Annotated in this window: 21 protein-coding genes; 9 read left to right on the top strand and 12 right to left on the bottom strand. The window is 73.1% G+C overall.

Annotated features, from left to right (window positions below):
* Window positions 1-64: 64 nt before the first annotated feature.
* On the bottom strand, window positions 65-703 hold the full coding sequence (locus QSK26_RS41710; protein WP_352244291.1) for an ATP-binding cassette domain-containing protein: 639 nt from the start codon (window positions 701-703) through the stop codon (window positions 65-67).
* Between the two features lie 1,233 nt (window positions 704-1,936).
* Between QSK26_RS41710 and QSK26_RS05770 the strand changes: the two genes are divergently transcribed.
* The 5 genes from QSK26_RS05770 to QSK26_RS05750 all read left to right on the top strand — a co-directional run bounded on the left by QSK26_RS05770 (window position 1,937) and on the right by QSK26_RS05750 (window position 8,818).
* Window positions 1,937-4,420, top strand: coding sequence for an ATP-binding protein (locus QSK26_RS05770; RefSeq protein WP_285773911.1), 2,484 nt, complete (start codon window positions 1,937-1,939; stop codon window positions 4,418-4,420).
* Between the two features lie 371 nt (window positions 4,421-4,791).
* Entirely contained in the window at window positions 4,792-5,574 is a 783-nt protein-coding gene (locus QSK26_RS05765; protein ID WP_285773910.1) for an AMP-binding protein, read from the top strand.
* A gap of 167 nt (window positions 5,575-5,741) precedes the next feature.
* Complete coding sequence (locus tag QSK26_RS05760) at window positions 5,742-7,025, top strand: ABC transporter substrate-binding protein (RefSeq protein WP_285773909.1); 1,284 nt, start codon at window positions 5,742-5,744, stop codon at window positions 7,023-7,025.
* Window positions 7,026-7,106: 81 nt separating this feature from the next.
* The gene (locus QSK26_RS05755; protein ID WP_285773908.1) at window positions 7,107-7,988 is read left to right on the top strand and encodes a carbohydrate ABC transporter permease; all 882 of its coding nucleotides are present in this window, start codon (window positions 7,107-7,109) and stop codon (window positions 7,986-7,988) included.
* Complete coding sequence (locus QSK26_RS05750) at window positions 7,985-8,818, top strand: carbohydrate ABC transporter permease (RefSeq protein WP_502888668.1); 834 nt, start codon at window positions 7,985-7,987, stop codon at window positions 8,816-8,818. Before QSK26_RS05755 ends, QSK26_RS05750 begins: the two co-directional genes overlap by 4 nt.
* On the opposite strand, the gene QSK26_RS05745 is transcribed toward QSK26_RS05750, so the two are convergent.
* Window positions 8,808-9,311, bottom strand: coding sequence for an NUDIX domain-containing protein (locus QSK26_RS05745; RefSeq protein WP_285773907.1), 504 nt, complete (start codon window positions 9,309-9,311; stop codon window positions 8,808-8,810). The genes QSK26_RS05750 and QSK26_RS05745 overlap by 11 nt on opposite strands.
* A 123-nt stretch (window positions 9,312-9,434) precedes the next feature.
* Window positions 9,435-10,025: a TetR/AcrR family transcriptional regulator gene (locus QSK26_RS05740; protein WP_285773906.1), complete on the bottom strand. Its 591-nt coding sequence runs from the start codon at window positions 10,023-10,025 to the stop codon at window positions 9,435-9,437.
* A gap of 74 nt (window positions 10,026-10,099) precedes the next feature.
* Here QSK26_RS05740 and QSK26_RS05735 point away from each other — a divergent pair, with 74 nt between their 5' ends.
* A complete protein-coding gene (locus QSK26_RS05735; RefSeq protein WP_352244290.1) occupies window positions 10,100-11,023 on the top strand; it encodes a zinc-binding dehydrogenase in 924 nt (307 codons plus the stop codon).
* A 110-nt stretch (window positions 11,024-11,133) separates the two neighbouring features.
* Here QSK26_RS05735 and QSK26_RS05730 read toward each other — a convergent pair whose 3' ends face one another.
* The 6 genes from QSK26_RS05730 to QSK26_RS05705 form a co-directional block, all read right to left on the bottom strand.
* On the bottom strand, window positions 11,134-11,313 hold the full coding sequence (locus QSK26_RS05730) for a hypothetical protein (protein WP_285773905.1): 180 nt from the start codon (window positions 11,311-11,313) through the stop codon (window positions 11,134-11,136).
* Between the two features lie 138 nt (window positions 11,314-11,451).
* Window positions 11,452-12,264, bottom strand: coding sequence for an IclR family transcriptional regulator domain-containing protein (locus tag QSK26_RS05725; RefSeq protein ID WP_285773904.1), 813 nt, complete (start codon window positions 12,262-12,264; stop codon window positions 11,452-11,454).
* Window positions 12,261-12,662, bottom strand: coding sequence for a 4-carboxymuconolactone decarboxylase (gene pcaC, locus QSK26_RS05720; RefSeq protein WP_285773903.1), 402 nt, complete (start codon window positions 12,660-12,662; stop codon window positions 12,261-12,263). The genes QSK26_RS05725 and pcaC overlap by 4 nt, the downstream gene beginning before the upstream one ends.
* Before the next feature lie 3 nt (window positions 12,663-12,665).
* A complete protein-coding gene (gene pcaD / locus QSK26_RS05715; protein ID WP_285773902.1) occupies window positions 12,666-13,439 on the bottom strand; it encodes a 3-oxoadipate enol-lactonase in 774 nt (257 codons plus the stop codon).
* The gene (pcaB, locus tag QSK26_RS05710; RefSeq protein ID WP_285773901.1) at window positions 13,436-14,797 is read right to left on the bottom strand and encodes a 3-carboxy-cis,cis-muconate cycloisomerase; all 1,362 of its coding nucleotides are present in this window, start codon (window positions 14,795-14,797) and stop codon (window positions 13,436-13,438) included. Before pcaB ends, pcaD begins: the two co-directional genes overlap by 4 nt.
* A gap of 103 nt (window positions 14,798-14,900) precedes the next feature.
* Window positions 14,901-16,079 carry a thiolase family protein gene (locus QSK26_RS05705; protein ID WP_285773900.1) on the bottom strand — a complete coding sequence of 393 codons (1,179 nt, stop codon included), beginning with the start codon at window positions 16,077-16,079 and terminating at the stop codon, window positions 14,901-14,903.
* Window positions 16,080-16,427: 348 nt separating this feature from the next.
* Here QSK26_RS05705 and QSK26_RS05700 point away from each other — a divergent pair, with 348 nt between their 5' ends.
* From QSK26_RS05700 to QSK26_RS05690, 3 genes are all read left to right on the top strand, one after another.
* Complete coding sequence (locus tag QSK26_RS05700; protein WP_285774185.1) at window positions 16,428-16,943, top strand: thiamine pyrophosphate-dependent enzyme; 516 nt, start codon at window positions 16,428-16,430, stop codon at window positions 16,941-16,943.
* A gap of 69 nt (window positions 16,944-17,012) precedes the next feature.
* Window positions 17,013-18,197, top strand: coding sequence for a CynX/NimT family MFS transporter (locus QSK26_RS05695; protein ID WP_285773899.1), 1,185 nt, complete (start codon window positions 17,013-17,015; stop codon window positions 18,195-18,197).
* A gap of 101 nt (window positions 18,198-18,298) precedes the next feature.
* Window positions 18,299-19,057, top strand: coding sequence for a (2Fe-2S)-binding protein (locus tag QSK26_RS05690; RefSeq protein ID WP_285773898.1), 759 nt, complete (start codon window positions 18,299-18,301; stop codon window positions 19,055-19,057).
* Between the two features lie 92 nt (window positions 19,058-19,149).
* Here the strand turns inward: QSK26_RS05690 and QSK26_RS05685 are convergent, their stop codons facing one another.
* From QSK26_RS05685 to QSK26_RS05675, 3 genes are all read right to left on the bottom strand, one after another.
* A complete protein-coding gene (locus tag QSK26_RS05685; protein WP_285773897.1) occupies window positions 19,150-21,081 on the bottom strand; it encodes a sugar transferase in 1,932 nt (643 codons plus the stop codon).
* Between the two features lie 247 nt (window positions 21,082-21,328).
* Window positions 21,329-22,006, bottom strand: coding sequence for a cysteine dioxygenase (locus QSK26_RS05680; protein WP_285773896.1), 678 nt, complete (start codon window positions 22,004-22,006; stop codon window positions 21,329-21,331).
* The gene (locus QSK26_RS05675) at window positions 22,003-22,923 is read right to left on the bottom strand and encodes an amidohydrolase family protein (protein WP_285773895.1); all 921 of its coding nucleotides are present in this window, start codon (window positions 22,921-22,923) and stop codon (window positions 22,003-22,005) included. Before QSK26_RS05675 ends, QSK26_RS05680 begins: the two co-directional genes overlap by 4 nt.
* Window positions 22,924-23,118 lie beyond the last annotated feature (195 nt).

Below are 23,118 nucleotides of genomic sequence, written 5' to 3'. Positions count from 1 at the left end.
GCGGATGCAAGATCAATGTAGCGGAGAGGTAACCGACATTTCCGGCGGACCCGCTCTTTGAAGGTCAGGTGGCGTAGGCGCTGGCCTGGAGGGTGTACAGCTCGGCGTAGAGGCCGCCGAGGGCCATGAGCTGCTGGTGGGTGCCCTGCTCGGTGACCTTGCCGTGGTCCAGCACGTAGATCCGGTCGGCGTAGCGGACGCTGGCCAGGCGGTGGGTGATGAGCAGCACCGTGCGGCCCGTGGCGTGCCGCCTGATCCGCTCGAACAGCGCGTGCTCGGCCCGGGCGTCCAGCGCGGCGGTCGGCTCGTCGCAGATCAGCAGCGGCGCGTCCCGGTGGAAGCCGCGGGCCACCGCGATGCGCTGCCACTGTCCGCCGGACAGCTCCTTGCCGTTCTTGAACCGCCGGTCGAGCAGCGTGTCGTAGCCGTGGGGCAACTCGGCGACCACCTGGTCGGCGCCCGCGACCTCGGCGGCGCCCAGCAGTGCGGCCTCGCCCTTGTCGTCGCCCATCGTGATGTTGTGCTGGGCGGTGAGCGGCCAGCGGCTGTGGTCCTGCGCGATCACGGCGATGCGGGTGCGCAGGCGGTGCGGGTCGATGGTGGCGAGGTCGGCGCCGTCCCAGGTGACCCGGCCCTCGTCCGGCTCGTACAGAGCGGAGAGGATCTTGGCGAGGGTGGTCTTGCCCGAGCCGTTCTCCCCCACCAGGGCGACCACCTCGCCGCGGTCGATGTGCATCGACACGCCGCGCAGCGCCGGGCGGTCCGCGCCGGGGTAACCGAAGGTGACGCGACCGCCAGCGGCACGGTGCCCGTCGCGAGCAGCACGCCGAGCGCGACGAACACCGCGAGCGTGCCGATCCCGCTCAGCGCCTCGCCCACCACCCGGGCCACGGTCTGCCTGCGGGCGAGGCCGAGCATGACGTCCTGCTCGGCGCCGGCGACCCGGTCGTACAGCCGGAGCAGGAAGTCGCGCATGGTGAAGGAGCGGGTCTCGGCGGCCGTGCGCCGGTCGGCCATCAGCTCGGTGATGATCCACTTGCGGCGGCGGGCCGGGATCAGCGCGTAGTCGGTGGCGTAACCCATCCGGGCGGCGCGGACGGCCGCCCACGCGTCCGGCAGCACCGCGAGGACCAGCAGCGGCAGCAGCAGCGGGTGCAGGAAGCCGAGCACCCCGGCCACGGCCGCGAGCCCGATCACCCCGGTGAGCAGGTCGATCGTGGTGTCCACCACCGTGTCGGCCACCGCCATGCCGCGCAGCCGGGCACGCTGCAACTCGTCGTGGAACTCCGGGTCGTCGAAGGACACCAGGTCCACCTGGCTGGTCAGCCCGAAGAGCCGCCGCTCGGAGGCCCGGCTGACCTGCGGCCCGAGCCGCGCCTGCGCCCAGCCCGCGCCGGCCTGCAACGAACTGCGCAGAATGGCCGCGACCGCGACCAGGACCAGGTCGGGCACCGCGGCGCGCACCCGGTCGGGGGTCGGCCCCGCGCTGAAGAGCGCCTCCAGCACCCCGGTCGTGGCCAGCAGGCCGAACGCGGTGAAGACGCCGCCGAACAGGCTGAGCGCGATGGCCAGCGTCGTGTCCCGCGGGCTCGCCCCCCACGCCATCCGCACGGCGTGCCCGACGAGGAAGGGCAGCCTGCGGGCCACGGTGAGGAAGCCGGTCCCCGACAGGTCCTCCGCGTGGGCGAACCAGTCAGGCGCGTTGACCTCCGCGAGGTCGGGGACGTCGCCTCCGGATGCCTTCTCCGGGGGAGGCCGGTCGGTGCCGGTGCCGGGGGTGAGATCAGCCGCCATACCCGCAGTGTGAACGCGGCCACCGACAGTTCGCCATCGTTGTGACTTACGCCGGGACCGAAACCGGACAGAGGGTGGGCACACTCTGCTTATTGGTGTAACACTTTCCGTGACGGCTTGAACCGCCACACGCCGAGGGCTGATGACCGCGTACAGCAACCTCCCGCTCGAACCCAACGACTTCGTCGGGCGAGAGTCCGACCTCGAAGAGCTCGCTCATCTGATGACGGCCACCCGGATGATCACTCTTTGCGGCGCCGGCGGCATCGGGAAGACCCGGCTGGCCCTGCGCCTCGCGCGGCAGGTGGCCGGCCGTTTCCCCGACGGGGTCTGGCTGGTCGAGCTGGCCGACCTCAGCGACCCCGGCCAGCTCGCCGAGCGGATCGCGGCCCCGCTGGAGGTGACCGCGGAGAGCTCGGGCGAGTTCATGGAGGCGCTGCTGGCCGCGCTGGGCGAGGCCCGGTTGCTGCTCGTGGTGGACAACTGCGAGCACGTCATCGAGGAGTGCGCCCTGCTGTGCTCCCGGGTCACCGCCACCTGCCCGAACGTCGTGCTCCTCGCCACGAGCCGGGAGCCGCTGCGGGTGCCCGGCGAGTCCATCTGGCGGGTGCCGCCGCTGGCCCTCGGGCCGGCCGAGGCTCTCGCCGACGGCGCGGGGGGCACGCCGAGCGAGTCCGTGCGACTCTTCCTCGACCGGGCCGGCGCCTCCCGCCCCGACCTGACCTGGACCCAGGCGGACGTGGCGCGCATCGCGGAGCTGTGCGCCGAGCTGGAGGGCATCCCGCTCGCCATCGAACTCGCCGCCGCGATGACCCGCTACCTGTCCGTCGCCCAGATCCGCGAGCGGCTGAGCGACCGTTTCCGGCTGCTGACCTCCGGCGACCGTACGGCTCCCGCTCGCCAGCGCACCCTGCTCGCCACCGTGGAGTGGAGCTACCGGACCCTCAGCGAGCCCGAGCGGCTGCTGCTGCGCCGCCTTGCCGTCTTCACCGGCGGCTGGACTCTGGAGATGGCCGAGCTGGTCTGCGCGGGGGAGGGCGTCCGGCGGGAGGAGGTGCTGCGCACGCTCGCCATGCTGGTGGACAAGTCGCTGGTCGTCATGGACGGCGAGGTGGCGGGGGAGATCCGCTACCGGATGCTGGAGACGATCCGGGAGTATGCCGGGCTCAGGCTGGCCGACGGCGGCGAGGCGGACGAGCTGCGCCGCAGGCACCTCGGCTGCGTCCGCGAGCTGGCCCGCAGGTGCGGCGAGCTGATCGGCAAGCGCACCCGCGACACCTGGCCCGCCGTACGGCGGCAGCTCGCGGTGCTCGACGCGGTGCGGCCGAACATCAGGACCGCGCTGGTGTGGGCGGTGGAGACCGGCGACGTGGAGAGCGGCCTGCGGGTGCTGCTCGACCTGCGCTGGGCGCTGATCGGCAGCGGCAGGTTCGACGACGTGGCGCCGCTGCTCGACCGGATGCTCGACGAGGCCAAGGGCGTGCCGGAGGGCCTGGCGGGGGAGGCCATGGCACTCCGCGCCGAGCTGCACTTCTTCTCCGGCGACCTCGTCTCGGCCCGGCACTGGACGGCCGCCGCGCTGCGGCACTCCAGGGCGGGCGGCAGCCGTACCGGGGAGGTGCTGGCGCTGGTGCAGGCGGCGGTGGTCGATCCCGGCAATCCGGACGCGGGGGAGGACCCGCTCGGCGCGGCCCTCGCGCTGGCCCGGGCGGACGGCGACGTCTACCTGGAGTGCTACGCGCTCTATGCCAGGGGCATGCTCGCCCAGCGCGCGGGGCGGCTGCGCGACGCGGCGCGCTGCTATGCCGAGGTGCTGGAACGGCAGGGCGACGCGCGCGCCTGGGCGATGGCGATGGCGGTGATCGGCCTGGCCGAGGTGGCGCACGCGCGCGGCGACCTCGCGGGGGCGCTCGCGCACTACGAGCAGGCGCAGGAGCTCCTGGCCGAGCTGGACTACCGGGGCGAGCGGATCCGCTGCCTGACCGGGCTCGCCCGGGTGGCGATCTCGCTCGGCGACCACGCCACCGCGCGGCGGCGGCTGAGCGAGAGCCTGCGGCTCAGCAGGGGCCGCGGCCGGCACGCCAGGGCCGCCGAGCTGATCAGGGTGTTCGCCGAGCTGGCCGGGCGCGAGGGGGACCTGCCGCGGGCCGTGCGGCTGCTCGCGGCGGCGACGGCGATCCAGCAGCGCACCGGGCACCCGGCGGGGCCGGGCGAGGGGGGCAGGCTGGAGGAGCTGCTCGCCCCGGCCCGCGCCGAGCTGGGCGAGGCGATGGTGAACAAGCTGTGGAGCGAGGGGCTGGGCCTGCCCGCCGGCCACTCCATCGACTACGCGCTCTCCGGCACGCTGACGGGCGCACGCGGCGGGACGGGCGGCGGGACCTGCGGTGGGACCGGCGGCGGGGCGGTCGTCCGGGAGGAGGCGCGCCCGCCGGGCAGCGGCCTCACCGCCAGGGAGCTGGAGATCGCCGAGCTGATCGCCCGCGGCCTGACCAACAGGGGCATCGCCGACGAGCTGGTGATCAGCCCTGCCACCGCCGCCCGGCACGTGGCGAACATCCTCGCCAAGCTGGGCTTCTCCTCGCGTACACAGGTGGCCACCTGGATGCTGGAGCGGCGCCGGCGCTGACCCCGTCCGCCCGGTGGCCTACACACCTCGCGGGCCGGCGGGATACACGGGTGCTTACGCACTCTGACGCATGTGCCCGGGTCCGGCGCCGCCATACGTTGGCCTCGTGATCGCGGCGACGCTCCCTCGCCTTCCCGCTACTCTGGCCGGCGGCGGGCGGGTTTCCGCACCGGGGGATCCGGCGCCGCGGTCACCCAGGGGCGTCACCCGTCCCGCGGCGGTCGAGGCGTCCTCGGAGGGGTGGAGGCCGAGATCGCGGGGGCGGGTGACAGCGGGTCCGGGCCGTTCGGTCCGGGCCCGCCCCGAATACACATCTGCTTACATACATCTGCCGATGTCCACGCAGGGCGGGCGGCCTTACCTTCTGCTCCATGACACGCACCACTTCGCCGGTGGCGGGCACGGTCACCGAGGCGGTGTTCGGCGACGCCCACGAGCGGGGTGACCGCCCCGCCCTGATCGACCTCGGCGCGGGCCGGATGTACGGCTACCGCGATCTCGCCGACGAGGTGTGGCGGGCCGCGTCCGGGCTGGTCCGGCGCGGGGCGCGGCTGGGCCAGGTGGCGGCGGTGCGGGTGAGTTCGCTGGCGGTGCAGACCGTGGTGGTGCACGCGGTGATCGCGGCGGGCGGCGTCGCCGCGTCGGTCCCGCCGGGGACGGGTGGTGAGGAGGCGGCGCGGCTGCTCACCGGCTGGGACGCCCGGCTGCTCTTCACGACGCCCGACCTGGCGGAGTCGGCGGTGGCGGCGGCCGAAGGGTCGCGGGTCAGGCAGGTGATCTGCCGCGGCCCGGCGCGGGACACCCTCGACTTCGGCGAGCTGCTCGCCCTCGATCCCACCCCGCTCCCGGTGCTCGATCCGGCCGCCCCCGCGCTGCTGTCCGCGGACGGCGCCCGGCTGACCCATCACGACCTGCTCGGCCGGATCCGCGAGGTGGACGCGGTGGCCGGGCTGGAGACGTCCGACGTGGTGCTGGTCGCGGTGCCGGCCGGTGACGGGGCGGCGACCACCGACCTGGTCGCCCTCGCCCTGATGAGAGGGGCGCTGGTGGTGGCCGCGCCGGGCATGTCGGGCCCGGAGCTGGCCGGCGGGGTGCACGATTTCGGGGTGACGGTCGCGGCACTTACGGACGGTTCGATCACCCGTTCCTTCTGACACCGCCGCGGAGATCGGTTGCGCAGACGTTACCGGTGCACACCTTGACGACCGGTCGGGCCAAGTGGGTAACTGACAACGCTGTCAGTTACGTGCTGGTGGCGCTCGGGGGGCCGTTTCGCGCGTTCACGCAACCGTGGAACTCCAACCCGAAGGGATGGGTATCGATGCGACGACGGTGGATGCCGGCCGTCGCCCTGGTCGGCCTGCTCTCCCTCGCCGCCTGCGGTGGCGGCGGCGGTGACCAGGGCGCGACCGGTGGCGAGTCGGCCTCCCGGCAGGTCGAGGTCTACTCCTGGTGGACCGGCCCGGGTGAGGCCGACGGCCTGAAGGCGATGCGGGGGATCTTCGAGAAGCAGAATCCCGACCTGACGTTCTTCGACGCCGCGGTGGCGGGCGGTTCCGGCAACAATGCGAGGGCGGTGCTGGCGGCCAAGCTCCAGGCCGACACCCCGCCGGACACCTTCCAGGGCCACGCGGGCGCCGAGTTGCAGGGGTACATCAAGGCCGGCGACCTGGAGCCGGTCAACTTCCTCTACGACGAGCTGAAGCTCAAGGGCGTCTTCCCCGACCAGCTCGTCCAGCAGATCACGGTGAACGGGCAGATCTACTCGGTGCCGGTCAACATCCACCGCTCCAACGTGCTGTGGTTCAGCCCCTCCGTGCTGAGGGAGGCCGGCGTCGCCGGGCCGCCCGCGACGATCCCGGAGTTCGTCGCCGCGCTGGAGAAGGTCAAGGCCACCGGTAAGATCCCGCTCTCGATCGGCTCGGAGTGGACGCTCACCCACCTGCTGGAGAGCGTGCTCCTCGGCTCCCTGGGCCCCGACGCCTACACCGCGCTGTGGGCGCCCGGCGCCGACTGGAGCACCCCCCAGATCACCAGGGCGCTGACCGACTTCAAGACCATCGTGTCCTACGCGGGTCCGCCGCAGGACGACTGGCAGCCCGCGTCCAAGCAGGTCGCCGACGGCGAGGCCGCGTTCAACATCATGGGCGACTGGGCCTACGGCTTCTTCCACAACCCGCCGGACGGCGGGCTGGGCAAGCAGTCCAAGGTGGACTTCGACTGGGCCCCCGCGCCGGGCACGGACGGCACCTTCATGTGGCTGTCGGACAGCTTCACCCTGCCCAAGGGGGCGAAGAACCGCGACGGCGCCGTGGCCTGGCTCAAGGTGGCGGCCAGCAAGGAGGGGCAGGACGCGTTCAACCCGAAGAAAGGCTCCATCCCGGCCCGCAAGGACGCCGATCCCGCCCTCTACACCGACTACCTCGCGGACGCGCTGAAGGACTGGAGCGAGGACAGGCTCGTCGGCTCCATCCAGCACGGCGTGGTCGCGAACCAGCCCTGGCTGGCCGCGATCAACGAGGCGGTCGGCCTGTTCCAGGCGGGCCAGGACGTCGCGGCGCTCCAGGCGGCGCTCGCCGACGCGGCGGCGGCCAACGCCCAGTGACCTGACCGGTGCGAGGGCGCTCCCGCCGCGAGCGCCCTCGCACCGCCGTTTCCCGTTGGGGGGAGTCTTCGCGTGACTCGCATGCGCAGGTGGCTGCCGGGGCTGCTGCTGCTTTCGCCCTCGATCGCAGCCATCGCGATCTTCGTGTACGGCATGCTGGGCTGGAACCTCCAGGTGGCCATGACGGACCGGCACGACGAGATCTCGGAGGGGCGGTTCGTCGGCCTGACCAACTTCGTGCAGCTGTGGGACCAGCCGCGCTGGCACATCTCGGTCGAGCACGCGGTGGTGTTCACGCTCGTCTTCGTGGGCGGCGCGCTGCTGCTGGGCTGGCTGCTGGCGTTCCTGATGGAGCGCGGGATCAGGGGCGAGGGCACCTTCCGGGCGATCTACCTCTTCCCGATGGCGATCTCCTTCGTCGCGACCGGCATCGTGTGGCGCTGGCTGATGAACGCGGGCACCGGCGAGCGCGCGGTGGGCCTGAACGCGCTGCTCGACGGGCTGGGCCTGGGCTTCCTGCAATGGCAGTGGTTCCGCGACCCGGACTGGGGGATGGCCGCGATGGCCATCCCGGCCGTCTGGCAGATGTCCGGATATGTCATGGCATTGTTCTTGGCCGGCTTCCGGGGCGTACCCGATGAGCTGCGCGAGGCGGCCCGGGTGGACGGCGCCTCGGAGTGGAAGGTCTACCGGCACATCGTGCTGCCCCTCCTGCGGCCGGTGACCCTCTCCGCGCTGATCATCCTGGGGCACATCTCGCTCAAGGTCTTCGACCTGATCGTCGCGGTGGCCGGCACGCAGGTCGTCACCGACGTGCCCGCCGTCTTCATGTGGGTCGCCGTCTTCGACTCCCACGACCCGGCCAAGGGGGCCACCATCGCCGCGTACATCGTGCTGTCCGTGACCGTCTTCGTCGTGCCGTACCTCATCTGGTCGGTGCGCCGGGAGAGGCGGGAGTCGTGACGGCCGTCGCGCGGCGCGCGCGGGTCCTGCCCGGCGTGCGGTTCGCCCTGCTCATCGCCTTCGTCCTGGTCTTCCTCGTCCCGGTGTACGTCCTGCTGGCCACCAGCTTCAAGCCGTTGACCGAGGCCGACCCCGGGCAGGCGTGGAACCTGCCGCGGACCTGGACGTTCGAGGCGTGGCGGGTGGCCTGGGAGAAGCTCGCCCCCGGACTGCTGAACAGCGTGCTCATCGCGGTCCCCGGCGCGCTGATCTCCGCGGCGCTCGGCTCGATGAACGGCTACGTGCTGTCCAAGTGGCGCTTCCCCGGCGCGGACGTGGTGTTCACGCTGTTCCTGTTCGGGATGTTCATCCCCTACCAGGGGGTGATGATCCCGCTGGTCCAGCTCATGACCACGCTGGACATCTACGGCGGCCTTCCCGGGCTGATCCTGGCCCACGTGGTCTACGGGATCCCGATCTGCACACTGATCTTCCGGAACTACTACGTGACGATCCCGGACGAGCTGATCGAGGCGTCCCGGGTGGACGGCGCCGGGATGCTGCGCGCCTACCGCTCGGTGGTGCTGCCCGTGTCGGGACCGGCGTTCGCCGTCGTCGTGATCTGGCAGTTCACCTCGCTGTGGAACGACTTCCTGTTCGCCGTCTTCCTCACCGGGCCGCAGAGCTGGCCGGCCACCGTGTTGCTCAACAACATCGCCGGCGCCCAGGCCACGCCGTACAGCCAGCAGATGGCCGCGGCCATCCTGGCGTCGATCCCCACGATGGTGGTCTACGTGCTGCTCGGCCGGTTCTTCATGCGCGGCCTGATGGCCGGGGCGCTCAAGGGCTGACCGGCGGCGCGGCCACCGGCTCGCCCGGCAGGTAGACGGTCCTGCCGTCCCGCCGGGCACGCCGGGCCGCGGGCAGCCGGGCCATGGCGACCGGCAGCAGCCGCGCGGTCGCCTCCGGCCAGGGGAGGAAGGCCACGTCGTCGAGCTCCTCGCTCTGTAACCGGATGCCCGCCGTACCGGGGAGGGTGCCGCCGTCGAACATGAAGTGCACCATCGTGCGCGGCCGGTCGCCCTCCGGCGGCGCCCAGTCGACCACCAGCAGCGGCCCCGCCGCCACCACCAGCCCGAGCTCCTCCTCGATCTCCCGCGCCGCGCACTCGTGCGGCGCCTCCCCCTCCTCGATCACCCCGCCCGGTACGGCCCAGCCCGGCCGGTAGTTCGGCTTGACCAGCAACACCCGGTCGTCGGCGTCGGTGAAGAGCATGCTCGCCGAGGCGTAGACCATGGGCAGACCGGCGTACCACTCCCGAGGCGCGACGAAGTCCTGTGCCACGATCCACCCCTTTTCCGGTTCTGTGCGGCGATCTCACGTTATCGAACCCGGCGCGGACGCCTGGGCGACCGGTTCAGTGGCCGGTTCGGTGGCCGGTGCGGGGGCGGGGCGTCGGGTGGGACGTCAGGCGGGGAGGGCGGAGGTGAGGAGGGCGGTGGCGGCGGCGCGGGCGTCCTGGGCGGCGGCGCCGCTGTGGTCGATCAGGCCGCGGGCCTTGACGCCGTCGTAGAGCAGGAGCAACTGGCGGGCCAGGGGAGCGGGCCCGGCGGCTCCCGCGTCGGCGAGGAGGCTCTCGAAGACGGCGAGCATCCGGGTGTGGTGGGCGGTGAGCGCGCGGTGGGCGGGATGGTCGGCGGCCAGCGACGCCGCGGCGCTGTTGATCAGTAGGCAGCCGTGGTAGGCCGGGTCGGGCAGGTCGGCCACCAGCAGGTCGAAGGGAGCCATGACCCGCTCGACCGGGTCGCCCTCCCGTCGGGCGAGCTCGGCGTCCAGTGTGCCGAACCACGCGTCGTCCGCCCTGCGCAGCACGGCCTCCAGGATCGCCTCCTTGGACGCGAAGTGCGCGTAGACGGTCGGCTTGGCGACCTTCGCGTGCTGGGCGAGCGCGTCGATCGAGACGCCGTAACCGTCGGCGTAGAACATCGCGTGCGCCGAACGCAACAGCCGCTCCCGGGTCGCGGCCGGTGACGCCGCACGGGTCGAAGATGATGCCACCCGACCATTCTAACCGGTGAGTTCAGTCTGATATTGTCCACTGACCTTACTGGTTAGTTCAACGATGGAAGCAGGTGGCAGTGCGCGCTCTCGTCTACGATCCCGCCGTACCGCAGGGAATTCGCCTCGCCGACGTCCCCGAGCCGGAGCCGCGGCAGAACGAGGCCCTGGTCCGGGTCGGGGCGGTGTCGCTCAACTTCGGGGAGCTGGCGTTCAAGGACCGGCGGCGGCCGGGAGACGTGCTCGGCAACGACGCCGCGGGCGTCGTCGTGCGGGCCGCGGCCGACGGGTCGGGGCCGGCCGAGGGGAGCCGGGTGGCGACGTTCGGCGGCGTCGGCGGGTGGGCCGAGCTGCGCGCCGCGGACACGGCCAACCTGGCCGTCGTGCCGGAGGGCGTGGACCTCGGGGCCGCCGCCGCGCTGCCCGCCGCCGGGGTCACCGCGGCCCAGGCGGTGCGCAGGCTGGGCACGGTGACCGGCCGCCGGGTACTGATCACCGGCGCGTCCGGCGGGGTGGGCCGCTTCGCCGTACAGCTCGCCGCGCGGGCCGGGGCCCACGTGATCGCCTCGGTCGGCGGGCCGGCCCGCGGCGCCGGGCTGACCGGGCTCGGGGCGGCCGAGGTCGTCGTCGGCCTCGGCGGCCTGACCGGCACCGTGTACGGCGTGCTCGACAACGTGGGCGGCTCCCTGCTCGCCGAGGCGTTCCACCGGGTGGAGGACGGCGGGGTCGCGCTGTCCATCGGCATGGCGTCCCTCGAACCGACCGTCATCGACTGGGAGGCCGAACGCGTGCAGGGCCGCAGGAAGCGCATCGAACCGTTCGCCGTGGCCGCGCCCTTCGCCGGCGACCTCGCCGGACTGCTCGACCTGCTGGCGCGGGGCGCGCTGGACCCGCAGGTCGGCTGGCGCGGCCCCTGGGAGCGGGCGCAGGAGGCGGCGAAGGCGCTGTTCTCCCGCGAGGTCCTCGGCAAGGCCATCCTCGACCTGCCCCGGACCTGACCCGCCAGGCCGGGCTCAGCGCGGGGCTCGCCGGAGCCGCGGAGGATGAGGCGGGTGGGCAGGCGGATGCGGCGCGGCCGGGGCGGTGACGGTGAGGCGGCCGTTGCCGGTCAGCAGGGCGGTGGGCGGATCGGGCAGGGCCGCCATCCCGTCCAGCGCCCGCCGCACCGGTCCGGTGCGGGCGGGCTCATGGCGATCAGCCGCTCGTCCACGGCGAGCCCCGCCTCGGCCAGCGCGGCGCGGTAGCCATGCTCGCGCTCCCGCGCGGTGAAGATCGACGGGCCCCCCATCGCCGTCCATGCCCCCGCCGTCCGAGTAGAACGGGTCGGAGACGTCCTCGATGACCAGGCCGATGGTGGTCGGGCGGCCCCGAGGGGGCTCGGTCACGGCCGCATCATCTCCCATGCGCGGCCACCCTGACAACGTTGTCAGCCGGAGGACGAAGAGGTCAGCGGGGTGCCGGCGGCGGTGGCGTGCAGGTCGGCCTCGATCCGGGCGGCGGTGGCGAGGAGGGGCGGGAGCAGGTCGCGCCGGGCGGAGGCGACCGTCGTACGGCTGGCGTGGGTCGAGATGTTGACCGCGGCGACCGTCTTCCCCGACCGGTCCCGGACCGGCACGGCGAGGGACCGCAGCCCCTCCTCCAGCTCCTGGTCCACCAGCGCCCACCCCTGCGCGCGCACCCTGGCCAGCTCGGCCCCGAGCGCGGTCGCCGAGGTGACCGTGCGCGCGGTGAGCCTGCGCAGGTCGGCGCGCTCCAGGTAGTCGGCCAGGTCGCCGGCGGGGAGCCCGGCCAGCAGGACGCGGCCCATCGACGTGCAGTACGCGGGGAACCTGGTGCCGATGTTGATCGCCACCCGCATGATCCGGGTGGTCGCCACCCGGGCCACGTAGACGACGTCCTCCCCGTCGAGCACGGCGACGGAGGCGGACTCGTGCACCTCGGCGACGAGCCGTTCCAGGTGCGGTTCCGCGACCTCGGGCAGCGACAGGCTGGACAGGTAGGCGTAGCCGAGTTCGAGGATCCGGGGCGAGAGCGCGAAGAGCCGCCCGTCGGTGCGCACGTATCCGAGGCCCACCAGCGTGAGCAGGAACCGCCGGGCCGCGGCCCTGGTCAGCCCGGTCTCCCTGGCCACCTCGCTGAGCGTGAGCTCGGGCGTGGTGGCGCTGAACGCCTTGATCACCGCGAGGCCACGGACCAGCGACTGGACGTGCTCGGACGCGCGGTCGGCCGGCTCCGTCATCCCCGGTCCTCCGTGGCCTCTCCGGCTTCGGCGGAGATCTCGGCGAGGGTGCGCTGCGCGACGGCGAAGGCGGTGTTGGCGGCGGGCACCCCCGCGTAGACGCCGGTCTGCAGCAGCACCTCCTTGATCTCGTCCGTGGTCAGGCCGTTGCGCAGGGCGGCGCGCACGTGCATGGCCAGTTCCTTCTCGTGGCCGAGCGCGGTGAGCACGGCCAGCGTGACACAGCTCCGGGTGCGTCGGTCCAGGCCGGGGCGGGTCCAGATCTCGCCCCACGCGTAGCGGGTGATGAAGTCCTGGAAGTCGGCGGTGAAGTCGGTGGTCGCCGCGGTCGCCCGGTCCACGTGCTCGTCCCCGAGCACGGCCCGGCGCGTCGCGTTCCCTGCGGTCCACTGGTCCATGCGTCAGCTCCCTGCGTGGTCGAGGTGGTCGATGAGGTGCGCGGTCACCGGTCCGGGCTGTTCCACGTTCGCCAGGTGCGCGGCGTCGGCGAGGGTGACCAGCCGGGCGCCGGGGATGCCCGCGGCGATGGTCCGCGCGTGCGGCTCGGGAGGCGTGGAGGGGTCGTCGGCGGCGGCGAGGACCAGGGTGGGGGCGGTGATCGCGGGGAGGTCGCCGGTGAGGTCCATGTCCCGGATGGCCAGGCAGCACGCGGCGTAGCCCGCGGCCGGGGTCCGCCTGAGCATGTCCACGTGCGCGGCGACCACGTCGGGCCGCCGCTCGGCGAAGCCGGGGGTGAACCAGCGGCCGACCACCGCCTCGGCGATCGAGCCGGTCCCGTCGCGCAGCACGGCCTCGACGCGGTCCGTCCAGACGGAGGGCGGGCCGAGCCTGGCCGAGGTGCACAGCAGGGCCAGCCGGTCGATCCGCTCCGGCGCGTGGGCGGCGAGCCACATACCGGTCATGCCGCCCAGCGACAGCCCGGCGAAGTGCGCCCGCCCGATGCCGAGGTGGTCGAGCAGGGCGAGCACGTCGGCGCCCAGGTCGGCGATCGTGTACGGCCCGGCGGGCACCGGGGAGCCGCCGTGCCCCCGGTGGTCGTACCTGATCACGCGGAACCTGGCGGCCAGCTCGGCGACCTGCGGGTCCCACATGGCGGCGGTGGTGCCGAGGGAGGAGGCGAGCAGCAGCGGGGGCGCGCCGGGGTCGCCGAGGATCTCGTGGTGCACGGGGGTCATGGTGCTCCATAGTGGTGGAGGGCCGGGCCGGCCGCCAGGGCCCGCTCGGCGTCGTGGTGGGCGGTCAGCGCCCGGTCGATGAACACCTGGGCGGAACCGAGGTAGAGCGCCGGGTCCAGCGTCTCGTCGATCTCCTCCGGCGACAGCCGTACGCCCGGGTCGGCGAGCAGCACCTCGCGCAGCGGGCGGTCCTGCTCCACAGCCGTGGCGCAGGCGGCGTCGACGGTACGGCGGGCGTCCGGGCCGCCGCCGAGCCTGGCCACGACGTGCTCGGCCATGAGCAGGCCGTCGGTGAGGTCGAGGTTGGCCCGCATCCGCTGGGTGTCCACCCGCAGCCCTTCGAGCACCTCGCGCAGCCACGCCGCCGCGCTGCCGGTGAGCCGGAGCAGGTCGCTCAGCGTCTCCCACTCGGCCTGCCAGGACCCGGCGGCGCGCTCGTGCTCCTGGGCCATGCCGTCGAGCAGGGAGGCGACCAGCGGGGGCACCCGCTGCGCGCAGGCCAGCGCGGACATCGCGCCGACCGGGTTGCGCTTGTGCGGCATCGCGCTGGAGGTGCCCCGGCCGGGCGCGGCGGGCTCGGCGAGTTCGGCGACCTCGGTCTGCGCGAGCAGCTTCACGTCTGTCGCGATCTTGGCGAGCGCGCCGGTGGCGGTGCCGAGCGCGCAGGCCAGCTCGGCGACCGGGGTGCGGTCGGTGTGCCAGGGCAGGGCGGGCTCGGCGAGGTCCAGCGCCGCCGCGAAACCGGCGATCACCTCGTGGCCCCGGCCGCCGAGCGCGGACAGGGTGCCCGCCGCGCCGCCGTACTGCGCGGGCAGCCGCAGCCCGGCCAGCCCGGCACGGCACCGGTCCAGCGCGGAGAGCCACCCGGCGGCCTTGAGGCCGAAGGTGATCGGCACGGCGTGTTGCAGCACGGTACGGCCGGCCATCACCGAGCCCCGGTGCTCCCCGGCCAGGTCGGCGCAGGCGGCGGCGACCCCGCCCAGGTCGGCGAGGATCGGGCCGAGCGCCCGCCGGGCGACCAGCATCGCGGCGGTGTCGTTGACGTCCTGGCTGGTCGCTCCCAGGTGGACGTGCTTGCGGAACTCCGGCGGCACCAGCGCGCGCAGCGCGGCCACCATGGGGATCGCCGGATTGCCCGCGGGCCCGGCCCGTCCGGCGATCGCGGCGAGGTCGTGCCGGCCGGGCACGCAGGCGTCGGCGACGGCGGCGGCGGCCTCGGCGGGCACCAGGCCGATCCCGGCCTGCGCCGCGGCGAGCGCCGCCTCCACGTCGAGCATGGCCGCGAGCCACGCCGCGCCGGACACCTCCGCGGCGGCGCCGCCGCGGGCGAACGTCCCCGCGAACATTCCGGTCGTCACCCGCCTTCCGTCCCCGTGCAGATCCCGGCCATCACACGCCTTCCGTCCCTGCGGAGATCCCGGGTCATCACACGCCTTCCGTCCCTGCGGAGATCCCGGGTCATCACACGCCTTCGAGTACGACCGCGAGGCCCTGGCCGACGCCGACGCAGATGGCGGCGAGGCCGTAGCCGCCGCCGCGGCGGTGCAGGTCCCAGGCGAGGGTGCCGAGGATGCGGGCGCCGGAGCAGCCGAGCGGGTGGCCGATCGCGATGGCGCCGCCGTGCGTGTTGACGATCGACGGGTCCAGCTCGGGCCACTCCGCCAGGCAGGCCAGCGACTGGGCGGCGAACGCCTCGTTCAGCTCCACGGCGCTCAGGTCGGACCAGGACAGGCCGGCCCGCTTGAGCGCGGTCCGCGCGGCCTCGACCGGGCCGATGCCGAACAGGTGCGGCTCCACCCCGGCGGCGGCGCGGGCGACGATCCGGGCCAGCGGGCGGCGGCCGGCCCCCGCGGCCCCGGCCTCGTCGCCGAGCAGCAGCGCCGCCGCGCCGTCGTTCAGCGGTGAGGAGTTGCCCGCGGTCACGGTGCCGTTCTGCCGGAACACCGGCTTGAGCCTGGCCAGGGACTCCGTCGTCGAGTCGGGACGCAGGCCCTCGTCCCTGGCGAGGCCGGCGATCGGCACGACCTCGTCGGCGAAGACGCCCTGCTCCCACGCCTCCGCCGCCCGCCGGTGGCTGCGCACGGCGAACTCGTCCTGGGCCTCCCGGGTGATGCCGTACCTGTCGGCCAGGATCTCCGTGCTCTCGCCGAGCGCGACCGTCCACTCCGCGGGCATCGCCGGGTTGACCATCCGCCAGCCGAGCGCGGTGTCGTACATGGTCTGCGGGCCGCGCTCGAAGGCGCGGGCCGGCTTGGGCAGCACCCACGGGGCCCGGGTCATGGACTCGGAGCCGCCGGCGACGACGAGGCTGGCGTCGCCCACCGCCACCGCCCGCGACCCGGCGATGACCGCCTCCAGGCCGGAGCCGCACAGCCGGTTGACCGTCGTGCCCGGCACCGTGACGGGGAGACCGGCGAGGAGCGCGGCCATCCGGGCGACGTTGCGGTTGTCCTCGCCCGCGCCGTTGGCCGCGCCGAAGAAGACGTCCTCGATCCGCGCGGGATCCAGGTCGGGCGCCCGCTCGGTCACGGCGCGCACCACGTGCGCGGCCAGGTCGTCGGGCCGCACGCCGGCCAGGGCTCCGCCGAGTTTGCCGATGGGCGTGCGCACGGCGTCCAGCACGAACACGTCGGTGGTCACGTTCTCCTCCAGGGTCCGGGGTGAGGTCCGGGGTGAGGTCCATGATGGTCCACCCGGTACGGCGAGCCGGCACGGACCCCGCGTTCGAGTAGCGAACGGCTGTTCAGAATACTCACCATGATCCTTGACACCTCCCGGACAGCAGGTGAAACTTCCGCGATATCGGGGCGTTCGTCCACAGAATATGCGTTCGTATGCCGAACACTTTCCCGCCCAGGGGGTCCCATGCGCCGCTTACCGATCACCGCCGTGGTGCTGTCCGTCCCGGCGTCCGCCCGCGGCTCGCAGGACGACGGCACTCCTGATCCTGCGCCCGTGATCGTGCCGGGATGACGACGGTCTTCGCCAATCCCGGATCCACCGAGATCCCGCTGCTCGCGGACTTCCCCGACGACCTGGAGTTCGTGCTCGGGCTGCACGAGGGGGCGGTGGTCGGCATTCCTCTCGGCGGCCATGGGCGGGCTCGGGTTCGCGCTGCCGGCCGCCGCCGGGCTCAGGATGGCCGATCCGCGGCGGCCCGTGGTGGCCGTGATCGGGGACGGGGCGGCGCTCTACGGCATCCAGGCGTTGTGGAGCGCGGCGCACTACGGCGTGGGGACGCTGTTCGTCGTGCTGTCCAACGGGCGGTACGCCGTGATGGACCGGCTGGCCGAGGCGGCGGGCGCGGGCAGGGTGCCGTGGCCGCCGTTCACCGAGGTCAGCGTGTCCGGCCTGGCCACCGCCCTGGGCTGCCCGGCCCGCCGGATCACCGGCCACACCGGCCTGACCGCCGCCCTGGACGAGGTGATCCCCTCCCTCGCCACCCGGAACCACCCCCTCCTCCTGGACGTGGCCGTCACACCCGACCCCGGCTTCACCCCGTGAACCGCCGCGCCGTGGAGTGCCACAGCCCCCTCGGCGACCGGAAAACGCACCGGCTAACATTCGATGCCTATGACGCAGCTCGAAACGCCGGTACGGCGAAAGGTCGCGTTCGGGCTGCTCGTCGCGGGGTTCGTGCTGGCCGCGGTGAACATGCGGCCGGCGCTCGCCGGGATCTCCCCGCTGCTCGACGAGATCATGGCCGACCTGGGGCTGAGCGCCACCGCGGGCGGGGCGATCACCACGGTGATGGTGCTCTTCCTGGGGGTGCTCGCCCCGATCGCCCCGGTGCTGGTGAACCGGATGGGGCTGGACCGCACGCTGCTGGCGGGGCTGCTCGTGCTCGCCTCCGGGGTGATGCTGCGCAGTCTCGACGGCCTGGCCGGGCTCTATCTCGGCGCCGCCCTCGCCGGCACGGCCATCGCGATCATGAATGTCGTCATGCCGGGCGTGGTCAAGCAGCACTTCCCCGACCGGATCGGGCTGTTCACCGCGATCTACGTCTCCGGGCTGGTGGTGGGCGCGGCGGCGGCCTCAGGGCTGATGGTCCCGTTGGAACGCGCCACCGGAGCCGGCTGGCGGGTGGCCGCAGCCTCGGTGGCGGTCCCGGCCGTGGCCGCCGCGCTGCTGTGGCTGCCGCAGGCGCTGCGCCCGTCCGGCCGCCGGGCGGCCAACGGCCCGCGCCCGTACCGCGCGCTGCTGCGCAGGCCGATGACCTGGTACGTCATGGCCTTCATGGGCCTGCAGTCGCTGACCTTCTACATCATGCTCGCCTGGCTGCCGACGATCTTCCTGGACGCCGGGCTGCCCGCCGAGGAGGGCGGCTACCTGCTCAGCCTCACCAACCTCGCCCAGGTCGCGGCCACCCTCGCGGTGCCCGTGCACGCGGGCCGGTCGCGTACCCAGGTGCCGCACATCCTGGTCGCCGGCGCGCTCACCGTCGCCGGGTACCTCGGCGTCTGGCTGGTCCCCACGACCGTCCCGTGGCTGTGGATGGTCATCCTGGGCCTGGGGCAGGGCGCGTCGATCGCGCTCGCCCTGCTGATCATCGCCCTGCGCGCGCCCGACCCGGCGTCGGTCACCGCGTTGTCCGCGGTGGCGCAGACGTTCGGCTACACGCTGGCCGCCCTCGGCCCGCTGTTCATCGGCCTGCTCCACGAGATCTCCGGCGGCTGGACGCTGCCGCTCCTGGTCGGCCTGGCCCTCTGCGTCGTCCAGTCGGTCTTCGGCACCCTCGCCGGGCGGGCTCCCGGCTGAGGTCCGGCTGAGGTCCCTGTCATCTCGATGGTCAGTTGGTGCCGGTGTGCGGTACCGTATTAGGTAAGCCTTACCTACTGACGCACGACGGGGTGTGCCGGATGACGCTCGCGCTCTTCACCGATCCGCTCGCGGGACTGCGTGATCTGCTCACGCTGATCGCGGCCCGGCGCGGGGGAGCTCTCGGTGTCGTCCTCGAGCCGGTGACAGAGCCGGGGCCAGGCTGGATCCCGGCGGCCGAGCTGGCGCGCGAGCCCTTCCTGCTGGGCGCGGTGCTCGACGACGCCGCCGAACACCGCGGCGGCATCCCCCGGCACGTGGCGGGCGCGCTGCTGTGGAAGGGATACGGCTACTGGCACACCGCGCCGATGGCGCTCGGCTGGGCGCTCAACCGGCGGGTGCCGATCATGCGCTTCGAGGACACCCTGGTCCGCCCCGCCGACGGCGGTGTGACGGTCGCGGCGACGTCGGTGCGCACCGCCGTGCTGCCCGGCGACCCGTCCGCGGGCGAGCCCGGCACGGTCGTGGTGGACGATCTCGGCGCGGCCGTACGGGAGGCCCTGATCACCGGCCAGGCGCCGCTGATCGACGCCGTCGCCGCGCTGACCCGGGTGGGGGAGCGCACGCTGTGGGGGTCCACCGCGGAGGCGCTGGTCCATCCGCTGGTCGCGCACGCCGAGATCCTGCCCGGCGACGCCGCGGCCGGTGCGCCGGCCCTGCTCGCCTCGGTCGGCGCTCCGGTGGACGGCCTGCTGGAGTGGACCGCCGAGGGCTACCGCCGCCGCACCTGCTGCCTGTGGGCCACCGTCCCGGACACGACGGCCTGCGCCACGTGCTGCATCGGCCGCTCCCGCCTCTGACCGGCGAGCCCTTTGGCCTGCCCGGCCACAGTGCGAGCGGACGGTGCTCCGGAGCACCGGCGCCCGGGCATCGCCAAGCTGCCCTATCGAGCCTAGTGGATGCGCTTCCAGTAAGCGGAAAGGGCTTCCCAGACGATCTCCCGGTCCGACTTCAGGCTCGCGTGCTGGTCATGCCAGAGGCCCGTGAAGCCTCGCTGAACGTCGTACGGGTGTGTCCCCCGCTTGAGATTGAGCTCGACGGTCTTGTTGGCGAACGGGCCGAACCACCCGGGCTTTCCGGCCAGGTCCGCTTTGCTCCATTGTGGCCCCAGGATGGGCCCGAGGGCCGCTATGGTTGCGTCTCTATCGGGGGGCAGCAGCGGCCGGTCGCCCACGAGCGACATGTTTCCCTTGATCAAAATGTTGTACAACGCTTGGATGGCCTCGTCCAAGCTGCTTTTCGACCATGGACCACCGACCAACGTACGTTCGCCGTCACCGCCTTTCGTGCCGTCGGTTGTCTTCATCGTACGGCCCTTGGCCATGTTGAATTCGTGGCCGAACTGGCCAATCCGTTTCTGGAAGAAGAAAGGGTTCTTTCCGTCTTCGGCAAATTTGGCGAGTGCGAAGATGGCGTTCACGGGAGCGGTGACCATGGTGATGCCCGTGGCCCACTTGATGTCGTGCCACCGCTTGGCCGGACTCTGCTTCCAGTCCCTGCCTCTCAGGCTCGCATAGCTCGGGGCAGGCCAGGATCGGGCGGCGAGGCCCGCGCCGGTGCTGAGCGCGGCCATGCCGAAGCCCATCTCGGCGGCCTGCTTCCAGTTCCAGTCGCCGCCGGTGGCCCATCCCGCGGTCGCCAGCACCGTTGTGCTCACCGTTCCCCCGACCAGAAGCCGGGACAACGCCCGCTCCCAGGTGGCCGACTCCATGGCCTCGGCCAGGCCCTTGAGCCCGGGGCCGCCCCGGCGCAGGAGCGCGGGCAGCGCGGCGTGCGCGCCGGCCATCAACCCGCCGGCGAGCGCTCCGAAGGACATGTCCCGGACCAGCTTCGCCGGATCGACGGTGCCGGTGGCGAACAACTGATCGATCGCGCTCAGCCCACCGGAGAACATCGCGCCCAGCGCGGCCTGGCGGATGATCAGCACGATGATCCGCAGGGCCAGGCCCTCCGCCCGGAGCAGTTTCTTCACCACGACGTCGAGCAAAGGGCCGAGCCGGGGGGCCAGGAGCTTCGCGACGAGCATCAGTGACAGCACGAACGCCGCGGATGCCGTGAACTGCCATCTGGCCTTGACGATCGCGTCATAGGCGATCTGGCCGCAGTGGGCGAGATGCTCGCACCGGCGCTGGAGGTCCGCCAACTGCCCCTGCTCGCCGTGCACCCCCTGCGCGGCCCGTCCGAACTCGGCCGTGGCCGGCCCGTCCCCCTCTCCGGCCGCCCGCCCGGCCTGTCCGGCGACCTGCTCCCTGACGTCGCCGACCACGCGGGCCAGCGCCGCCGCGGCATCCCGCAGCCGCGCCACACCGTCGAGATCGGCATCCGGCCACGCGGACCCGAATCCCACAGATTGGAGAAACCAGAACGCCTGGCTGACGAAGTCGGGCGGTGGCGTGGTCGTCGGCAGGGCACCCACGCTCAGCGCGGGCTTGTACTCCTCCGGAGCCTTCAACCATGCCGGGCACGACTGCGTGTACGAGGTCCCGCTGTTCGCCGTCTCGGCCGTGGCGTACCGCTCCCCGCAGACGGCCAGCCCGGCCGCCATCCCGCGTAGCAGGTTCACCGCCATGACCAGCTCTTTCAGCAGATCATTACGTACCTGGGCGAACCCCGGCCTGCCCGCCTGAGGATCGCCCTCGAACAGCGCACGGCCCAGATCGTCCTGACCGAAGGGCCGTTCGTCCATCGCCCGGCAGAACCCGTCCACGCCCTGGGCCAGATCGTCAGCGGCCTCCCGGACGCCTTTTCCCGCGCTGACCCAGGTCTGCGGGTCGAACTGCAGTATCCCCGCAGAGGCAACGTTCTCGGTGGCGATGTCCCTCAACTCCGTGATCCACAGCGAATGCTCGCAAACTCTAGCCGGAGCATCCACGGCGACGGACGGCGGGCCGCCTTCGGGGGGATTCCCGGGGCAGGCGCGAACGTGGTCGCGCGCTCGGAGAGCCTGAAGGCGGTGCGGTCGGCCAGGGCCGCGCGCACGAGCGCCTCGTGCTCCGTCAGCTCTCTCCCACGAACGAGCCCCCGGTCTACGGTCTGCGCCGCGCCGGGGGCCTGTCCTGGTTGTCGAGGGTTCAGGCGACCTGTTCCGCGTCGACCGGCTCGTCCACCGGGCGCAGCTCGTCCGCGTAGCTGACCGAGACCCGCCGCATGACGCCCGAGTCGCTGATCGAGTACTGCCCGAGCCGCCACAGCGGCGGGGAGTAGGCGTGGATGGACACGCTGCCCGGCTGCGCGCCGGTGAGGCGGTGGATGTGGTCGGGGCCGAAGGAGAAGGACTCGCCGTCCGTCACCAGGGTCTCCAGGTGCTCGCCGCCGATCCGCGGGTTGCACTCCTTCAGCGCGCCGGACACCACCCGGACCGCGCCCGAGGAGATGTCGTGGTCATGCCAGCCGGTGTCGTCCTCCGGCCGCCAGCACAGCAGCCAGATGTCGACGTAGGCGTCACGGTAGAGCGAGGCGTAGTGCCGCCCGCCGCCGTCCTCGGGGAAGTCGACCTCGGCGGCCCACCGGCCGGGGTCACCGGCCAGCTCGTCCACGAGCTCCCGCAGCTCGCGCCGGTCGAGGTTGCGCTCGGGGATCGCGTCCCAGTCCCGGGCCGGCGTCACGGACGCCGGTGGCTCGGCGGCCTCGGTTGTCTCTGGTGTCTCGGTTGTCCGGGGTGTCTTCGGTGTGACCGGGGTGAGTGTCGCCGTGCCCTCCGGGAGCCGCGCCTCGCCGGCACACGGCTGACCGCCTCGGTAGTGGTTCATGGATGCGACTCCTTTCGTGTCGGGCCCGGCATGGCCGAGACGCCCAGCAATCGATACGGATTGACGGTGTGGATGGCGTGGTCCGCGGCGGCGCCCAGCCCGGTGGGCGGGGCGCTCGCGTAGGGCAGGTCGGAACCGTTGACCACGACGTCGATGCCCAGCTCGCGGACGACGGCGTCGATGGCCCGCGGGCCGTAGGAGGAGGTCTCGACGTAGACGCGGGTGTCGATCTGGCCGCGGCCGGCGCCGCCCCGGGTGATCACGCGTTCGAGGTGCAGCGGGGCCAGGCCGGCGAGCAGGGCGAAGCAGACCCGCAGTCCGGCGTGTCGCGGCCGGCCGTACGCGTGGAAGGCGTACCAGGCGGCGTGCATCTGCTGCACGTAGGGCACCACCGCGGCCCACCAGCCCGGCTCGCCCACGCCGCGCGCGGCGGCCGGGCCCGGGTGCACGAACAGCGGCCGGTCCCGCTCGGCGAGCACGTCGAGCACGCCGGCCAGCCGGTCGAGGCCCGCGGCGTCCAGCATGGCCGTCGCGGGGACCTGGAGGCCGACGAGCCCCCGGTCGAGGTCCCGGCGGAGCCGGTCGGGGTCGGGGTCGGCGACGCAGGTGGCGGCCCAGGCGCGGAAGGGCGCGGGGAGGGCGAGCGCGCCCGCGTGGTAGGCGTCGATGATCGGCCAGGCCTCGCCGGGCGGCAGGTGCTCGACGCCGAGCGGGCTGGACAGCGACACCAGGGCGAGGTCGAGGTCCCGGTTCAGCTCGGTGCGGCGGGGCACGTCGTGGTCGAGCGGATCGACCTCGTAGGGCGGCTCCCCGTCGAGGTGGAGGGTCCACCCGTCGAGCCGGGGCGCGGCGGCCCGGCGGCGGAGCGCGTCGAGCAACTCCGGCGTCCAGACATGCTGGTGCACGTCAACGCTCATCGGGCCTCCTTCCGGTGCTCCCCTTATTCCCTACTCGGAATGACGGTAATACTAACACCCTCCCAGATGGAAGAGATGTGAAACGGTTCAGTGATCCGTTTCAGTGAACCGTTTCACCCCGAATCGTGTCAACCGTACACTTTCGTGACTCGACGGCGTACTCGGCTTCCGGGCGGTACTCGGCGTAGGCTTGCG

Origin of the sequence: Microtetraspora sp. NBRC 13810, assembly GCF_030268685.1 — a bacterium.
GTDB lineage: Bacteria > Actinomycetota > Actinomycetes > Streptosporangiales > Streptosporangiaceae > BSRQ01.
This window is presented reverse-complemented; position numbering and strand designations above follow the sequence as displayed.

Coding starts and splice junctions, on each gene's coding strand:
- QSK26_RS05770 (WP_285773911.1), top strand. CDS start 1,937: ATGACCGCGTACAGCAACCTCCCGCTCGAACCCAACGACTTCGTCGGG.
- QSK26_RS05765 (WP_285773910.1), top strand. CDS start 4,792: ATGACACGCACCACTTCGCCGGTGGCGGGCACGGTCACCGAGGCGGTG.
- QSK26_RS05760 (WP_285773909.1), top strand. CDS start 5,742: ATGCGACGACGGTGGATGCCGGCCGTCGCCCTGGTCGGCCTGCTCTCC.
- QSK26_RS05755 (WP_285773908.1), top strand. CDS start 7,107: ATGCGCAGGTGGCTGCCGGGGCTGCTGCTGCTTTCGCCCTCGATCGCA.
- QSK26_RS05730 (WP_285773905.1), bottom strand. CDS start 11,313: ATGGGGGGCCCGTCGATCTTCACCGCGCGGGAGCGCGAGCATGGCTAC.
- QSK26_RS05725 (WP_285773904.1), bottom strand. CDS start 12,264: ATGACGGAGCCGGCCGACCGCGCGTCCGAGCACGTCCAGTCGCTGGTC.
- pcaC (WP_285773903.1), bottom strand. CDS start 12,662: ATGGACCAGTGGACCGCAGGGAACGCGACGCGCCGGGCCGTGCTCGGG.
- pcaD (WP_285773902.1), bottom strand. CDS start 13,439: ATGACCCCCGTGCACCACGAGATCCTCGGCGACCCCGGCGCGCCCCCG.
- QSK26_RS05695 (WP_285773899.1), top strand. CDS start 17,013: ATGACGCAGCTCGAAACGCCGGTACGGCGAAAGGTCGCGTTCGGGCTG.
- QSK26_RS05690 (WP_285773898.1), top strand. CDS start 18,299: ATGACGCTCGCGCTCTTCACCGATCCGCTCGCGGGACTGCGTGATCTG.
- QSK26_RS05680 (WP_285773896.1), bottom strand. CDS start 22,006: ATGAACCACTACCGAGGCGGTCAGCCGTGTGCCGGCGAGGCGCGGCTC.
- QSK26_RS05675 (WP_285773895.1), bottom strand. CDS start 22,923: ATGAGCGTTGACGTGCACCAGCATGTCTGGACGCCGGAGTTGCTCGAC.